This is a genomic window from Natrinema marinum (assembly GCF_024296685.1).
GTDB lineage: Archaea > Halobacteriota > Halobacteria > Halobacteriales > Natrialbaceae > Natrinema > Natrinema marinum.
The window spans coordinates 848,163-862,988 of record NZ_CP100763.1 but is presented as its reverse complement, the minus strand read 5'-3'; the positions used below and the strand labels follow the sequence as shown (position 1 = coordinate 862,988).

Here is a 14,826-nt window from a genome sequence, read left to right as displayed (position 1 = left end):
GGCGCTCGCCTGCCGCTCACTCGCCCGACGGCAGTCGGTACGTCGCGCCGTCGTCCGTGTCCTGTACCTCGATGCCCAGGGCCGCGAGTTCGTCGCGCAACTCGTCAGCGCGCTCGTAGTTGCCGGCCTCGCGTTCCCGCGCGCGTACCTCGAGAACGAGAGCCACCACGTCGCCGGCGAGTTCGGCCGACCCCGTCGTGTCGCCCGAAAAGGAGAGGCCGAGCACGCCGCCCAGTTCCTCGAGCGTCTCGACCGCACGTCGAAGTCCGCGATAATCGTAGCCCGTCGCGCCGTCTTCGCCACCCGCGTCGTCCGCGCCGTCGGCGTCGACCGACTCGAGGTGGCGGTTGATCGCCGTGACGACCGACAGCAGCGCGGACTGCGCCTCGCGAGTGTTGAAGTCGTCGTTCATCGCGGTCGCGAACGCCTCGCGCGCGCCGTCGACCTCGTCCCGGAGCCGCCCGTCCTCGGCCTTCGAACTCGCGGCGGGCGAGTCGAGCGCCTCGACGGCGGCCTCGTACCCCCGCTCTAAGCGATCCCAACGCTCCTCGGCCTCGGCGATCGTCTCGTCGGAGTAGAGCTGTTTGCTGTTGTACGAGCCCGCGGTGAGGAAGGTCCGCACGACGTTCGTCCCCAACCGCTCGACCGCCTCCTCGACGGTGACGAAGTTGCCGAGGCTCGAGGACATCTTCTCGTCGTCCATCTGGAACAGTTCGCAGTGGAGCCAGTACTTCGCGAACTGGTGGTCCGTCGCGGCCTCGGACTGGGCGATCTCGTTTTCGTGGTGGGGAAAGACCAGATCCCGGCCGCCGACGTGGATGTCGAGCGTCTCGCCGAGGTGGGTCATGCTCATCGCCGAGCACTCGATGTGCCAGCCGGGTCGGCCCTCACCCCACGGCGAGTCCCACGTCAGGGACGTCTCGCAAGCCTTCGCAGCGGGTGCCGCGCCCTCGTGGCGGTGCTCTTCGACAGCGTCGGGGCCGACGCCGCCGGCCTTCCAGAGCGCGAAGTCGGCAGGATTGCGCTTCTCCGAGCGCTCGTCGGGGTCGCCCTGAGACTCGATCTCCTCGAGTTCCTGATTCGAGAGCTTGCCGTACTCGTCGAAGCTGTTCACGTCGAAGTAAACAGAGCCGTTCGACTCGTAGGCGTAGCCCTTCTCGATCAGCGTCTCGACGAGGTCGATGATCTCGGGGACGTGTTCGGAGACCCGCGGATAGACCTCCGCGCGCAGGAGATTCAGCGAGCGCATGTCGTCGATCGTCCGCCGGATGTAGCTCTCGGCGACCTCGCCCTCGCTGTCGCCGAGATCGTCCTCGCCGACGCGGGCGACGATCTTCTCGTTGACGTCCGTGAAGTTCTCGACGTGACGCACGTCGTAACCGAGGTGCTCGAGCCAGCGGTGCATGACGTCGACGTGGACCCACGACCGCGCGTGGCCCAGGTGGGGCGGGTCGGAGACCGTCAGACCGCAGTAGTACAGAAGAACGTTGTCGGGATCCTGCGGCTCGAACGGCTCCGTTTCGCCCGTCAACGTATTCGTCACGTGCAGGGTCATTCTGATTGTGCTCGCTTCGCCCGGCCGAAAGTTAAACGATGTGATGCCACTCGAGCGCCGCGTACGCGAGTCGAACGGACCGGTTGGGCGGGTTTGTCAGAACCTCGTTTCCCGTACTCGTCGATTGTTCGACCGCGAGCGGTGCAACCTAACGTCGCCCTCGCCGCCGTCCTCCGAGCGGTGGCGGTGTGGACGATCCGCTGATCGTTCTCGTCCGCGACGGCGGCCGGGTCTCGATTGCTAGAACGAAGACCCGCTGGACGCGCCACTGTTCGAACCGTGACGATCCTCGTCAGTCGATAGACACGCCGACGTGCTCGAGCGCTCCCTCGACCGCCCGTAGCGCGTTGGCCCCCTCGCGTCGCTCGACGACGATCACCATCGTTCCGTCCGCGACGGCGGCTGCGTCCGCCGATATCCCGTCAGTCGAGAGCCGTGCGAGCGCGTCGGCGAGTGCGGGCGTATCGACATCGCCAGTCGCGACGATGGCCGTTCGGTCGCCGCCACAGGGACCCAAGGCCGCGCCGCCGACGGTGAGCAGCGCGTCGCCATCGGTCGATGTCCCCTCCCCCTCACCCTCGAGCGGGCCGATTCCGCTTTCCATCCGGACCCGTGCGTCTCGAGACGCGGTCTCGTAGGCCGGTAGCTCGTCAGCGTACCGTCGCAGCGCCGTCGCGACCGCATCCGGCTCGCCGTCGATCTCGAGGTAGCGAGCGGCGGCGGTGTAGTTGACCACGCCGGCCCGCAGTGCGGTCCGAAGGAAGGGGTGGCGATCGACCGCCCGCCGCGTCTCGGCTGCCAGTGACATAGTCGGGACGGCGTCTCGAGTCGGCATAAAGTCGCCGTCATCGGACCCGACGGAGACGGAAGGATCGGTAGCGGCCCCCGACGGCTCGATCCGGGAACTGGTCCGACCGACAGTATATACCGCTTCGGTCCCTCGTGCCAGCCATGAGCGAGTCCGAGCCCGAAGGGTCCACCGAAGACGCGGTCCGCGAAGAGGTCTCGCTGTTCCTCCGGCGGAACTTCCCACAGATCGAGCTACACGGCGGCGACTCCTCGATCACCGAACTCGACCTCGAGGAACGCCGCGTCGCGATCAACCTGAGCGGCGCGTGCGACGGCTGTGGCGTCAGCTCGATGACGACTCAGGCGATCCAGCAGCGACTGCCGGCCGAGATCGACGCGATCGACCGCGTCACCGTCAGCACCGGCTTCGACGGACTGGCCGAGGGGGGGTCCTCGGGGCCGAACGTGCCGGACGACGTCCCCTTCTGACGCGGCCGCCTCCCGAGGGGCGACGCCGCTGCAGCCGCTGCCGAGACCGCGGCGTTTTTGCCGCAAGCGGCGTACTCCCGCATATGAAGCCAGCAGCCGTCGAAGAACTCATCGAATCGAATCTCGAGGACGCCGACGCGACGGTCACCCACGCCCGCGACGAACACGACGAAGACCACCTCGCGGCGACCGTCGTCTCGCCGGCCTTCGAAGGGCTGCCGCTGGTCCAGCAACATCAGAAGGTCTACGACAGTCTTGGCGAGCACATGACGACGGACATCCACGCCCTCGAGTTGTCGACGTACACGCCCGACGAGTACGACGATCTCGAGGCCGAGCAGTAACTCAGCGCTCGGGCCACTCGTCAGCGGCGAGGGGCTCGCCCTCGAGGAAGGCCGCGATCCCCTCGTTCGCGTCGTCGGTCGTACAGAGGGCTGCGAACCGCTCGTTCGAGTACTCGAGGGCATCGTCGTACTCCATCTCGACCATCTCGTAAAACGCCTCCTTACCCAGTTGGACCGCCATCGGGCTCTTCGACGCGATCGTTTCGGCGAGCTCCACCGCCGCCTCGAGGTGTGCTCCTTCGGGGGTGACCCGATTGATCAGTCCCCATTCGAGGGCCGTTTCGGCGTCGATCAGTTCCCCGGTCAGGATCAACTCGAGACACCGCTTTCTGGTGAGCGCCTGCATCAGCGGGACGGCCGGACCCATGCAGAAGAGGCCGACTTTGGGGGCCGTCGCGCCGAACTGCGTGCCCTCGGCGGCCACGGCCAGATCGCAGGCTGCGACTAGCCCGATTCCGTTGGCGGCCGCGTGGCCGTGGGCCGCGGCGATCACGGGCGTCCGCATCTCGGTCACGGTGTGGAACGGTTCCTCCATCCGCGTCACCCACTCCTCGTACTCCGTTTCGCTTTCGTGATCGCCGTGTTCGGAGAGGTCGATTCCGGCGGAGAAGGTCTCGCCGGCCCCATGGACGACGATCGCTCGCACCTCCGAGTCCTCGTCTAACGCGCGGAGCGCTTCGTCCAGATCCTGTGCGAGGCCGGTGCTGAACGTGTTCATCGCCTCGGGTCGGGAGAGCGCGATCCGGCCGATATGGCCGTCGCGGCTGCTTTCGACGTTCTCCCACTGATCGGTACCGGGTACATCAGAAGCCATGTGTGACCGATTCGTCGAAGAGCGTGTTAAACACAACCACCCCCACCTCGCTCTGCCGCGAACGGCTCCACCTCACCGAGCCGGGGACAGCTCACCGAACCGTAGATTTATCCACCAGTCCTGACACGTTACACACATGGAATCCCTCCATCCTCGTATCAGGCTGCTCTGGATCGCCCGCGGGGCGATCGCCGCGGTCATCCTCGGAGTCGTCCTCGCGGCCGTCGACCAGGTCGATACCGTCGGCCGGTGGCAGTTCGACGTGCCGACGGCGGCGATCGTCGTCGTCGTCGCGATAGGGCTCGTCCTCGGTGCCGTCTACGCCCTTCGGCTGTATCAGGTCTGGCGGTTCGAACTCCAAGACGACGCCCTCTACCTCGAGCGCGGCGTCGTCACCTTCGTCGAGACCGCCGTCCCGTTCGTCCGCGTCCAGCACGTCGACACCCAGTTCGGCCCGATCGAACGGGCGCTCGGCCTCTCGAGCGTGGTGGTCTACACGGCAGGCTCGCGAAACGCCGACGTTCGCATTCCGGGGCTGACGCCGGACAGAGCGCGAAGTCTACAGGACACGCTTCGGGAACTGGCCGTCGAGAGCGAGGCCGAGGACGCGGTCTGATATGAAGCGTCTCCACCCGCTCAGCGCGGTGTCGCAGGCGCTCCAGCGCGGCGTCACCGGGCTCTCGCTTCCGTTCTTTTTCATGGCGATCGGCGGCATCGTCGGTCTCGACGGTGATCGACTCGTCGACGGGATATTCCTGTTCGCCCCGATCGGCTTCGTCGTCGGCGTCGCCTACGGGATCGCGTACTACTACCGATTCACCTACGAGACCACTGCGAGTACCTTCGACGTGACCTCGGGCGTCCTCTCGCGGCGCGCCCGAGAGATCCCCTATCGACGCACTCAGAACGTCGACGTCTCCCAGAGCGTCTTGCACCGGGTCCTCGGACTCGCCGTCGTCTCGATCGAGACCGCTGGCGGCGGCCAGACCGAAGCCACACTGAACTTCGTCAGCGAGGACGAGGCCGAGCGGCTCCGGTCGGAGATCCGGCGGCTGACGGCGAAAACGGACGCCGAAACAGCGGGCGACGAACGGACGGCTGCTGCCACGTCCGAGTCGACAGCCGACACCGGCGATCCCACACGCCGCGAGCGGCCGCGAGACGAGGGCGGACCGCTCCTCCTGTTCGAACTCGAGGTCCGCGAACTCCTCGTCTACGCCCTGACCTCGTTCCGGTGGGGCGCAGCGGTGTTCCCCGTCATGCTCCTGTTCTTCCTGCAGGGTGCCGACTCCGGTTCGGGACTGGTTCCCGAGTTCCTCCTGCTGGCCGCCGAGCCCTTCGGCGGCCCGGAGGCGGTCGACGGCGCCGCCGTCGGCCAACTCCTCGTTTTGGCCGCGATCACTGCGATCCAGTGGACGGCTGCCACGTACGTCGCGAGCGCGATCTACACCGTCGCGAACTACCACGGGTTCCGGCTCGGACGGGCGGGCGAGGACTTCGTCTACGAGCGCGGCCTCGTTCAGCGCTACAGCGGTTCGATCCCCGTCGAGAAGGTCCAGTCGGTCTCCGTCACCGAGAACCCGCTCCAGCGGCTGGTCGGCTACGCCGGTCTCTGGGTCGAGACGGCGGGCTACGGTCCCGACAGCGGGAGCGGCAGTCAGTCTGCCGTTCCGCTGGCCGGCGTCGACCGCGTCTATCGGTTCGCCGAGAACTTGACCGGCGTCGAGACGCCCCAGTTCCGTAGTCCGCCGACGCTGGCCCGCCGGCGGTATCTCGTCCGCTATTCCGTCGTCGCGGCCGTGATCGTCGCCGCCGCGTTCGGGTTCGCGACGGTCTCGACGTTCGACCGCTGGTATCTCTCCGCGGTCGTCTTCGTCGCGGTGCCGCCCGCTGCACACCTGAAATACGCCAACCTGGGCTACTTCGTCGGCGACGACCACCTCGTGATCCGAAGCGGGTTCTGGAAGCGCCGGACAACCGTCATCCCCTACTACCGGATCCAAACGGTCTCGACGCGGCGGTCGATCTTCCAGCGCCGGCTCGGGCTCGCGTCGCTTGCCGTCGACACCGCCAGCTCGCGCACCTTCGCGTGGGGGTCGCCGACGATCTACGATATCGACCTCGAGACGGCCCGCGACGTGCACGGCACGGGTCGAGAACGCCTCCAGACGGCGCTGCGCGAGCGCGCCCGCGAGGACGATCTCAGGTTGTCGATCGAGTTCACTTGATCGGCCCGACTCCGGTCGGAGCGCCCGTCGGGCTCGAGGCTCTGGTCGGACCGTTCGCCGGGTCCCGTCTTCGAAGGTAACCTGCTGGGAATTACGGGAACGCGACCAGCAATACCGGAACGAGCAGTAGAAAGAGGAGGACGGCGACGAAGATGCTTCGATCCTCGAGGATTCGATCCTGGGCGCTGTCGATGAGCCTGCTGTACGGCGCGAAGAACGCGAGTGCCGCGACCGATATGATCGAGCCGATAGCCACCAGAAAGAGGACGATCCGCACGCCGACGGCCGTGTTCAGTGCGAGCGCGACGATGAGCGTATCGACCAGCGTCCCGATGTTCGCACCCAGCACGAACGGCATGATCTCGGTTCGCTTGATATGGCCCCGATTATAGAGCGGGACGATCACGCCGAGGGAAAACGCGACGCCCGTCGTGAGTCCCGTCACGACGAGTCCGAGCCCGAACGAGACCCACTTATCGTTCAGCCTCGAGATGTAGCGACGACGCAGCCGCTGTTCGTCGAGGCCATCGAGTATCCGATCGAACAACCGGAGGCTCGCGAGGATACAGCCGATCGCCACGAGGAACGCGATGCCGGGCCCGACGGCGTCGATGAGTCCGTCGGCGACGATCGCGAGCGCGTCCGGGAGCGAGACCTCGAGGTCGGGAAGCGCCCGACCGCGTCCGTCTTCTACCCGAATCGCCGGCATCGCGGCGTATCCAAGCGCCATCGCGGGCAGGTAGATCGAGTGGGTGAGCAGGAAGGTCAGGAGCCCGAGACTCGTCGACTCGCGCAGGGACTCGATCTCTTCGTGCTGGTAATCGAACGCTCCGATGAAGACGACGACGGCCGCACCGCCGAGCCGGGAGCCGACGATCATCAAGAATAGTTGTGAGGGGAGGACCAGCCCCGAATTGAACAGGGACAGCGAGAGGGCGGCGACGATCGACCCGTTGGCCAACACGTACGAAGCCAGCCAGCTGAGGCCGAGCGCCGAGCCGTCGTCGACGATGATCCGATTCAGCACCACCCTGAGCGACGGGGTAAGCGCGTCCGTCGCTGACCCCAACAACCGTATCGCGAAGAGAAACAGCGCGACGGTCGCGACGACCTGTACCGCGACCACCAGGGACGAGTCGTCGCGAAGCCACCCCGTACTGGTTTCCCGGCTGATGTCGCTCCACCCAACTCGTGATACGCGCGGGGCCGGGTAAAGCGTTAGTTCAGCGTCCGATGAAACACGGAACATCGAACGTCTCGCTTCCGCGGCTTCCGGCTCGCCCGTTTCGCGAGCGGACCCGTTCGGCCCCACGAGCCGACGGCCTCGGTCGCCCTCGAGCGCGCGCTCAAGTGACCGATCTCGGGCCCTCGGTGGTGGCGTCCACGAGACCGACGTATCGGGCTTTCGGTGGATTTTACCTGACCGGTCCCGACGCTCCGCGTATGGCAGACGACGACTACCGGATCGAGGAGGACAGCTTAGGCGAGATGCAGGTGCCCGCGGACGCCTACTGGGGCGCCCAGACCCAGCGCGCGATCCAGAACTTCCCGATCTCGGGGATCACGTTCAGCCGTCGGTTCGTCCGCGCGCTCGGCGTCGTCAAGAAGGCCGCCGCGCAGGCCAACCGCGACCTCGAGCTCGTCGACGAGGACATCGCCGAGGCGATCATCGAGGCCGCAGACGAGGTCATCGCCGGCGAGCACGACGACCAGTTCCCGGTCGACGTCTTCCAGACCGGCTCCGGGACCTCCTCGAACATGAACGCCAACGAGGTCATCGCCAATCGCGCCGCCGAACTCATGGGCAGCGAGATCGGCGACCGCGTCGTCCACCCCAACGACCACGTCAACTACGGGCAGTCCTCCAACGACGTCATCCCGACCGCGATGCACGTGGCTTCCCTCGAGGCAGTCGAGAAAGACGTTATCCCCGCGCTCGACACCCTCCGCGAGGCCCTAGAGGAGAAAGAAGAGGAGTTCGACGATGTCGTCAAGACCGGACGTACGCACCTGCAGGACGCAACGCCGGTGACGCTGGGCCAGGAGTTCGGCGGCTACCGCACGCAGGTCGAGAAGGGGCTGGCTCGCGTTGATCAGGTCCGGAACCACCTCGGCGAACTCGCGCTGGGCGGCACCGCGACCGGGACGGGGCTGAACACTCATCCCGAGTTCCCCGGCCGCGCTGCGGAGTATATCACGAAGGAGACCGGCGTCCAGTTCCGCGAGGCGGACAACCACTTCGAAGCCCAGGCCGCCCACGACGCGATGAGCGAGGCCCACGGGGCGCTCCGCACGGTGGCCGGTTCGCTGAACAAGATCGCCAACGACCTCCGACTGCTGGCCTCCGGCCCCCGAAACGGCCTCGGCGAGATCGAACAGCCCGAAAACCAGCCTGGCTCCTCGATCATGCCCGGCAAGATCAACCCCGTCGTCGCCGAAGCCGTCAACCAGGTCCACAAGCAGGTCGTCGGCAACGACGCCGCCGTCTCCGCCGGCGCGGCGGAAGGACAGATCGACCTGAACCTCTACAAGCCCGTGCTGGCCCACAACTTCCTCGAGTCGGCTGAACTCATCTCCAACGCGAGTCAGGTCTTCGGCGAGCGCTTCGTCCGGAAACTCGAGGCCAACGAGGAGTACTGCGAAGAACGCGTCGAGCAGTCGATGGCGATGGCCACCTCGCTCAACGTCCACATCGGTTACGACAAGGCCAGCGAGGTCGCCAAGACCGCGCTCAAGGAGGACAAGACCGTTCGAGAAGTGGTACTCGAGAAAGGCTACCTCGACGAGGAGGAAGCCGACGAGGTGCTCGACCCCCGGAAGATGACCGAGCGGGGCATCCTCGGGCAGGACGACTGAACCGGCCGCTCGTCCCACGAGGGTGATTGGGGTCCGAGTTCCGTATTCTCTCGATTCTGAACCCCGTTCGATAGTATCTGTGTCCTCGAGGCGGTGTTCACGCTGTCTCTCGTTCTCTGAGGGTGCGTTCGATGTCGCCTGCCAGACCCGCGAGAAGGACTACGCCGACCCAAAGAAAAATGTACACACCGAACGGTGTCGGCGAGCCTTGCGGGGCAGTGAGTGGGTGTTCCAGCCACGAACGAGATACCGAGACGATCAGTATTACACCGACCAGTAGAACGGGCGAAACGGTCTTCTGCGTCGCGGAGTACGCAACTGGGACGAATCCGAGGGCGAACATCCCGATGAGAAGATACGTCCCAAAAATGGATCTACCGACAGAACGTCCCCTATCTGTTCGAAGAAGTAATTCCAGAGCAAAACAGAGGTGCCCGCATGAAGCAGACCGGCGACCAGACCACTAACAGCCGCCGTCCTCGATAGGAGTGGTCGCTCTGTCTTGCCTGTCATAGCAAGCGGTACGAGTCACCGATCCATATTACTTATGAGCGGTTGAAATTCCGCGGATCATGGATAGCCCGTGCGGAACGCTCTGGTCACGAGGACACGCTGGAGAAAGAGAGTCTGGCACGATCGACTGGGACGCGGTCCCTGTAGCCGACTCGTTCGGGGCCGTACGATGGATACGGAAATCGAAAGCGGGCAATCGGAAGCCGTTCTCTCAGTCGCGTGGCCGATTCGCGGTCCGAACTATTACCGATCGGCCATCTCGACCTGCTCCTGATCGAGCGGATCCTCGATGTCGCCCATCACGGCCTCGAGCAGGTCGGTTACGGTCACCAACCCGACGACCTCACCGTCTTCGATCACGAGCGCCAGTTCCTGATTTTCCGCCTGGAACTGATCGACCGCGTCGCTGACGTCCACGTCAGGCGAGAGCGTCATCGGCGGCGCCGCGAGTTCCGCGAAGTCGATATCGCCCTCGGCCAGTTCCTCGCGGTGGCGGACGAAGATCGGCGTGTAGACGATCCCGCGGAACTCGGTCAGTTCGTCGCCGACGAGCGGATACCGCGTCTGCGGTCGCTCTTCCATCTTCCGAAAGTTTTCGTCTGGGCCGTCTTCGGTCGACAGCGCGACGATCTCCTCCGGTGGCACCATCAGCTCGCTGATCGACTGCTCGCCGATCTGGAACGCGTTCATGATCTCTTCGCGTCGCTCCTCGGGGAGTTCACCCTCCTCGAGCACCGACCCGAGCTTGTTCCGGAGATCCGCGCGGGATTCGATGACATCCTCTTCGGTCTCGAGCCACGCGCCGGTCATCTCGATGCCGAAGAGCCTGAGCGTCCATTTGGCGATGGCGTCGCCGAGCGTGATCAGCGGCGAGATGAGCCAGTTGAACCAGTACAGCGGCCCCGCGCCGTACCGACAGACCATCCGCGATCGCTCGACGCCGAGGTACGTCGGCGTCTGTTCCCCGTGGGTCAGGTGAACGAGGTTGATGATCAGGAAGGCGAGGATGGCCCCGCTGCCGATCGTCGCCAGCGCCGTGTTCGCGAAGAATGGCTCGAAGATGGCCGCCAAAGCCGGCTCGGCGACGATCCCGACGGCGATACTCGAGGCCGTGATCCCGACCTGGCACGTGGTGAGATAGATCTCCAGGTTGTCGGTCATCTCCCAGGCTCGCTCGAGGGCTGGGTCGCCGCCGACGAACTCCGCTTCGGTGAACTGCCGCGCTCGAGTCAACGCGAACTCGATGGCGACGAAGAAGCCGTTCGCCAGGATGAGCAAGACGCCTGCGATCAATCGACCGGCGATGATAGGCGGATCCATTATCCGGCTCGTTGTCTCCGTGGCCACAAATTAGTGGGGCCGACCGATCGGTAGAAATCGCCGCTCGGATGCTAACCTATCTCATTCGGAACACGAATTCGAGCGGGGCGGTACCAGATACCAGAGAGCGTGCGATCTACCAGCACACGGAATACTCGGGACCGAGTAAACACGGATTCCACCCGTTCTTTTTTGCCGACCGATCGGCCGTAAATCGGGGTAGTGACGCCGAATCGGATGCAGATCCGGCGGAATAAAAGAACCCAAGCAGTTTTGATGGAGGCTCGCGTCAGACGAAATATGCACACCTGTCGCAACTGCAACCAGTCGTTCCAGACCGAGCTCGCCCTCGAACTTCACCGGGACACGTGCAAAAAGGGACAACTCTTCTGCCAGGTATGCGGGGAGCGATTCCGCGAGGGGAACGCAACCCAGGACGGTTGGCACTACGAGTGTCCGAACGACGACTGCGACGGTGACGGGCTGCAGGAGGACCTCTATCGCGTCGAAGACGTCCGCACCACGACCCACTGACGCCTCGTCCCCCGTTTCCGGCTTTTCGTTTCGTCCCGACCGATAGTTCCACGTCTTTCCTCCCGGCACCGCAACCGTTCGTCTTCGAGCAGCCCCGGCCTACTCGGGGGCGTAAGCCGCCGATTTCAGTGCGCTCACGGCGTCCGAATCGTGTTCGGCGATCCCGCTGACGAGCTCCAGCGCCGCGTCCGCGACCTCGTCTTCCGGCACGACCCTGTTCGCCAGCCCCAGTTCGCGAGCACGGTCCGGTTCGATCGCCTCGCCGGTGAGAATGATCTCTTTTGCGGCTCGGGTTCCGACGATCCGCTCGAGCGGTTCGACCGTGTGCGTCGACGCGATGCCGAACTGGACCTCGGGAAGCGCCAGCGTCGTCTCCGCGCCGAGGACGAGAAAGTCACAGTGCAGGGAGAAAATGAACCCGATGCCGACGAGCGCCCCGCGGGCCGCCACGACCGTCGGGTACGGCCGGGAAGCGAGAAAGCCGTAGATGTCGTCGTTCAACTCGTCGATCCGGTCTGCGTACTTCTCGTCGTACGCTGGATCGGAGACGATCTCCCTGTCCATACCCGCACAGGTGGCCGGCCCGTCGCCGGCGAGGACGAGTCCGTCTACCTCCTCGTCGGGCAGGTCGAGAAGCGCATCTCGTAGCTCCGAGAGGAGCTCGAGGGTGACGGCGTTGAGCTTGTCCGGCCGGTTCAGTCGGACAGTGGCGATCCCGTCCGCTCGCTCGACATCGACGAGGTCGGCTGCTGCCATGATCGGCATCACCCGTGCGAGCCGCATAAATTCGGGTGATCGATTGCACCCGTTGCCGGTCGCTCTCACGTGCTGCGAACGCCCACCGCTTTCCAACCCTTTAATCTCGTTTGTTCCGTCACGACAGCTATGGAACGGCTCACTCCGCGAGTGCGAGTCGTCTGGCTCATCCTCGCCGTCGCTCGAGCCGCGATCCTCGGCGGACTCATCGTCGGCGGAGCGCTCGCGCTCACCCGAACCGAGCTCCCGAACCCCGCACAAGGGACGCTCGTCCCTGCCGCTATCGGACTCGCCGTCGCGCTCGCCGTGTTGCGCGTCATCGTCGCCTGGCGACGCTACGGCATCTGGCGGTTCGACCTCCGGGACGACGACCTCTACATCAAACGCGGCGTCTTCACACGGATCCAGACCGTCGTCCCCTACGTGCGGGTCCAGCACGTCGACTCCCGACGCTCGCCGCTCGAGCGGACCGTCGGTCTCTCGACGGTGGTCGTCTACACGGCGGGCTCCCGGAGTTCGGACGTGGCGATCCCCGGGCTGACGCCGACGCGCGCGGAAGATCTTCAGGAGTCACTGCGCCGGCTCGCGATCGAGAGCGCGGGTGAAGACGCCGTATGAAGAAACTCCACCCCGCCTCGATCGCCGTCCGGTCGCTCTCGCGCAGCCTCAACACGGGGTTCGTCTTCTTCGTCATCGGCGTCGTCGTCTCGCCCGGCAGCAACGGGATGAACCTCCTCTCGGTGTTCGGGCTCGTCACCATCGGGATCGTTATGGGTATCGTCTACGAGTTCGCCTACTACCAGCGGTTCCACTACGAACTCACCGCGGACACGTTCGACGTTACCTCCGGCGTGATCTCGCGTCGGGATCGCGAACTCCCACTCGGACGGGTCCAGAACGTCGACATCCGACAGAACGTCGTCGAACGGCTCCTCGGAATCGCCGCGGTCCACATCGAGACCGCCGGCGGTGGTGAGACCGAGGTCAGCCTCCGGTACGTTGACGAAGACGAGGCTCGCCGCCTCAGACGGCAACTGCGACGCGGCGCGAGCGCCGACGCGGCCGACGAGGGAGGTGACGCCGACGCGCTCGAGACCGGACTCGAGGGGACTCCCACAGCCCGCGAGACGACGGCCGCCGCGGAGGAGGAAGTCCTATTCGAGATCCAGCCTCGAGAACTCGCGGTCCTGAGCATCTTCACCATCGATCCGGGTGCCAGCGTCCTCGGTGGCATCGCGCTTTCCTTCGCCAGCGGCCTCGACCCCACGACGCTGGTCCCCGTCGACCGCATGGAGGCCCTTCCGGGGCCCGCGAGCGGAGTGCTCGCCCTCGTCTGGGGCCTCCTGCTTTTCGCGCTCGCCGCCTGGGTGCTGAGCGCGGCCCTGACGGTTTCCCGGTACTACGGCTTCCGGCTTACCCGCACCGACGACGAACTCTACTACGAGCGGGGCCTCCTCCAGCGCTACAGCGGCACGATCCCCCTCGAGAAAGTGCAGGCGCTGACGATCTCCGAGTCGATTCCCTATCGCTGGTTCGGGTACGCCGCGTTGAGCGTCGAGACCGCCGGCTACGCGCCCGGCCAGTCCGGTGCCCGCGGAACGGAGTCCGCGATTCCCCTCGCCGACGCCGATCGGGTAGGTGCGCTCGCGCGTGCGATCGAACCGTTCGGGCCGGTCGATTTAGAGTCGCCCCCGCGACGCTCGCGAGAACGCTACGCGGTCCGCTACCTGCTCGTCGTCGCCGTCGTCGTCGGCCTCGCGTACCTGATCGCGCGGTACGCCCCGTTCGTCCGGCGGTGGTACCTCGTCGCCGCCCTCGCGGTCATCGCCCCCATTGCCGCCCACCTCAAGTGGACGAACCGGGGATTTCGCGTCGGCGAGCGATACTTCCTCACGCGCACGGGGTTCTGGCGGCGAACGACGAAGGTCGTCCCGCACTACCGAGTACAGGCCGTCCTCCACGAATCGACGATCTTCCAACGACGGCGCGGTCTCGCCAGCGTGACGGCGGACACCGCCAGCTCCGCCTCGTTTTTCGGGCGCGCCGCGACGGCCTACGACGTGGACGCAATGCGGGGGCTCGAGCTCCAGACCGAAATCGAGGAGCGGTTACAGGAGCGACTTCGCGTTCGCAAGCAACAGCGAACGAGCAGTCGGGGAAGATGGGATGCGAGCACGACGGTGGACGACGAAGCGGTCGACGACGGCGAACTGTAATCGAGACGCGCTCGTTCTCGCTCGTCATACTTGGCCACTCTGTATAGCACCATGAAGTTTACGAGCCCGATAGTCGTCGGCAGTGGGCTCGAGACGACGACTCTGGGGAAACGAACGGCACACCCCGGAGGAATCGAAACGCGACGGCGCGCTGTTCCACCCTCCTGTGGCAGTACGACGGTGGCGACGAACGGGGCCCCCTCGAGAGGGGAATGCACCAGTGAGAGAGTGCTGACCGCCCTCTAGAGCCGTCTGTGCCCCCTCAGGGAGGACGAAGACGGTGCAAAGAGATAAGAAGATCGACTGCGGCCGAGTACGGAGGCGCAGAGAGGCGAGTACGGCCGCCGACGCTTTCAGTCGATCGACAGACGCGACTCGGGAACTCGCAGGCCCCGTTTCAATTCGCCCAGCC

Annotated in this window: 14 protein-coding genes; 8 read left to right on the top strand and 6 right to left on the bottom strand. The window is 65.5% G+C overall.

Annotation, left to right across the window (positions count from 1 at the left end; all coding sequences use genetic code 11):
• Positions 1-16 precede the first annotated feature (16 nt).
• Complete coding sequence (gene cysS / locus NKH51_RS04290) at positions 17-1,555, bottom strand: cysteine--tRNA ligase (protein ID WP_254764017.1); 1,539 nt, start codon at positions 1,553-1,555, stop codon at positions 17-19.
• A gap of 292 nt (positions 1,556-1,847) precedes the next feature.
• Complete coding sequence (locus NKH51_RS04285) at positions 1,848-2,390, bottom strand: DUF7523 family protein (protein WP_254764016.1); 543 nt, start codon at positions 2,388-2,390, stop codon at positions 1,848-1,850.
• A gap of 116 nt (positions 2,391-2,506) precedes the next feature.
• Here NKH51_RS04285 and NKH51_RS04280 point away from each other — a divergent pair, with 116 nt between their 5' ends.
• Positions 2,507-2,833, top strand: coding sequence for a NifU family protein (locus NKH51_RS04280; protein WP_254764015.1), 327 nt, complete (start codon positions 2,507-2,509; stop codon positions 2,831-2,833).
• 83 nt (positions 2,834-2,916) lie between these two features.
• The gene (locus NKH51_RS04275) at positions 2,917-3,177 is read left to right on the top strand and encodes a BolA family protein (protein ID WP_254764014.1); all 261 of its coding nucleotides are present in this window, start codon (positions 2,917-2,919) and stop codon (positions 3,175-3,177) included.
• A gap of 1 nt (position 3,178) precedes the next feature.
• On the opposite strand, the gene NKH51_RS04270 is transcribed toward NKH51_RS04275, so the two are convergent.
• Entirely contained in the window at positions 3,179-3,991 is an 813-nt protein-coding gene (locus NKH51_RS04270) for an enoyl-CoA hydratase/isomerase family protein (protein ID WP_254764013.1), read from the bottom strand.
• A 136-nt stretch (positions 3,992-4,127) separates the two neighbouring features.
• On the opposite strand from NKH51_RS04270, the gene NKH51_RS04265 reads away from it, so the two are divergent.
• Positions 4,128-4,607, top strand: a complete 480-nt coding sequence (locus NKH51_RS04265; RefSeq protein WP_254764012.1) for a PH domain-containing protein — start codon at positions 4,128-4,130, stop codon at positions 4,605-4,607.
• 1 nt (position 4,608) lies between these two features.
• Positions 4,609-6,219 carry a PH domain-containing protein gene (locus tag NKH51_RS04260; RefSeq protein WP_254764011.1) on the top strand — a complete coding sequence of 537 codons (1,611 nt, stop codon included), beginning with the start codon at positions 4,609-4,611 and terminating at the stop codon, positions 6,217-6,219.
• Between the two features lie 91 nt (positions 6,220-6,310).
• Here NKH51_RS04260 and NKH51_RS04255 read toward each other — a convergent pair whose 3' ends face one another.
• On the bottom strand, positions 6,311-7,345 hold the full coding sequence (locus tag NKH51_RS04255) for a Na/Pi cotransporter family protein (protein ID WP_254764010.1): 1,035 nt from the start codon (positions 7,343-7,345) through the stop codon (positions 6,311-6,313).
• Between the two features lie 317 nt (positions 7,346-7,662).
• On the opposite strand from NKH51_RS04255, the gene NKH51_RS04250 reads away from it, so the two are divergent.
• Entirely contained in the window at positions 7,663-9,075 is a 1,413-nt protein-coding gene (locus NKH51_RS04250; RefSeq protein ID WP_254764009.1) for a class II fumarate hydratase, read from the top strand.
• A 756-nt stretch (positions 9,076-9,831) separates the two neighbouring features.
• On the opposite strand, the gene NKH51_RS04245 is transcribed toward NKH51_RS04250, so the two are convergent.
• Entirely contained in the window at positions 9,832-10,908 is a 1,077-nt protein-coding gene (locus NKH51_RS04245; RefSeq protein WP_254764008.1) for a CNNM domain-containing protein, read from the bottom strand.
• A gap of 300 nt (positions 10,909-11,208) precedes the next feature.
• Between NKH51_RS04245 and NKH51_RS04240 the strand changes: the two genes are divergently transcribed.
• Positions 11,209-11,442: an HVO_2901 family zinc finger protein gene (locus NKH51_RS04240; RefSeq protein ID WP_254764007.1), complete on the top strand. Its 234-nt coding sequence runs from the start codon at positions 11,209-11,211 to the stop codon at positions 11,440-11,442.
• A 99-nt stretch (positions 11,443-11,541) separates the two neighbouring features.
• On the opposite strand, the gene NKH51_RS04235 is transcribed toward NKH51_RS04240, so the two are convergent.
• Positions 11,542-12,198 carry an enoyl-CoA hydratase/isomerase family protein gene (locus tag NKH51_RS04235; RefSeq protein ID WP_254764006.1) on the bottom strand — a complete coding sequence of 219 codons (657 nt, stop codon included), beginning with the start codon at positions 12,196-12,198 and terminating at the stop codon, positions 11,542-11,544.
• A 129-nt stretch (positions 12,199-12,327) separates the two neighbouring features.
• On the opposite strand from NKH51_RS04235, the gene NKH51_RS04230 reads away from it, so the two are divergent.
• Both NKH51_RS04230 and NKH51_RS04225 read left to right on the top strand, forming a co-directional pair.
• Positions 12,328-12,816, top strand: coding sequence for a PH domain-containing protein (locus NKH51_RS04230; RefSeq protein WP_254764005.1), 489 nt, complete (start codon positions 12,328-12,330; stop codon positions 12,814-12,816).
• Positions 12,813-14,414: a PH domain-containing protein gene (locus tag NKH51_RS04225; RefSeq protein WP_254764004.1), complete on the top strand. Its 1,602-nt coding sequence runs from the start codon at positions 12,813-12,815 to the stop codon at positions 14,412-14,414. The genes NKH51_RS04230 and NKH51_RS04225 overlap by 4 nt, the downstream gene beginning before the upstream one ends.
• Positions 14,415-14,826: the final 412 nt, after the last annotated feature.

Excerpts from the sequence above, each read along its gene's own strand:
- NKH51_RS04250 (WP_254764009.1), top strand. The coding sequence starts at position 7,663 with ATGGCAGACGACGACTACCGGATCGAGGAGGACAGCTTAGGCGAGATG.
- NKH51_RS04225 (WP_254764004.1), top strand. The coding sequence starts at position 12,813 with ATGAAGAAACTCCACCCCGCCTCGATCGCCGTCCGGTCGCTCTCGCGC.
- NKH51_RS04265 (WP_254764012.1), top strand. The coding sequence starts at position 4,128 with ATGGAATCCCTCCATCCTCGTATCAGGCTGCTCTGGATCGCCCGCGGG.
- NKH51_RS04235 (WP_254764006.1), bottom strand. The coding sequence starts at position 12,198 with ATGGCAGCAGCCGACCTCGTCGATGTCGAGCGAGCGGACGGGATCGCC.
- NKH51_RS04230 (WP_254764005.1), top strand. The coding sequence starts at position 12,328 with ATGGAACGGCTCACTCCGCGAGTGCGAGTCGTCTGGCTCATCCTCGCC.
- NKH51_RS04245 (WP_254764008.1), bottom strand. The coding sequence starts at position 10,908 with ATGGATCCGCCTATCATCGCCGGTCGATTGATCGCAGGCGTCTTGCTC.
- cysS (WP_254764017.1), bottom strand. The coding sequence starts at position 1,555 with ATGACCCTGCACGTGACGAATACGTTGACGGGCGAAACGGAGCCGTTC.
- NKH51_RS04270 (WP_254764013.1), bottom strand. The coding sequence starts at position 3,991 with ATGGCTTCTGATGTACCCGGTACCGATCAGTGGGAGAACGTCGAAAGC.
- NKH51_RS04275 (WP_254764014.1), top strand. The coding sequence starts at position 2,917 with ATGAAGCCAGCAGCCGTCGAAGAACTCATCGAATCGAATCTCGAGGAC.
- NKH51_RS04280 (WP_254764015.1), top strand. The coding sequence starts at position 2,507 with ATGAGCGAGTCCGAGCCCGAAGGGTCCACCGAAGACGCGGTCCGCGAA.
- NKH51_RS04240 (WP_254764007.1), top strand. The coding sequence starts at position 11,209 with ATGCACACCTGTCGCAACTGCAACCAGTCGTTCCAGACCGAGCTCGCC.
- NKH51_RS04285 (WP_254764016.1), bottom strand. The coding sequence starts at position 2,390 with ATGCCGACTCGAGACGCCGTCCCGACTATGTCACTGGCAGCCGAGACG.
- NKH51_RS04260 (WP_254764011.1), top strand. The coding sequence starts at position 4,609 with ATGAAGCGTCTCCACCCGCTCAGCGCGGTGTCGCAGGCGCTCCAGCGC.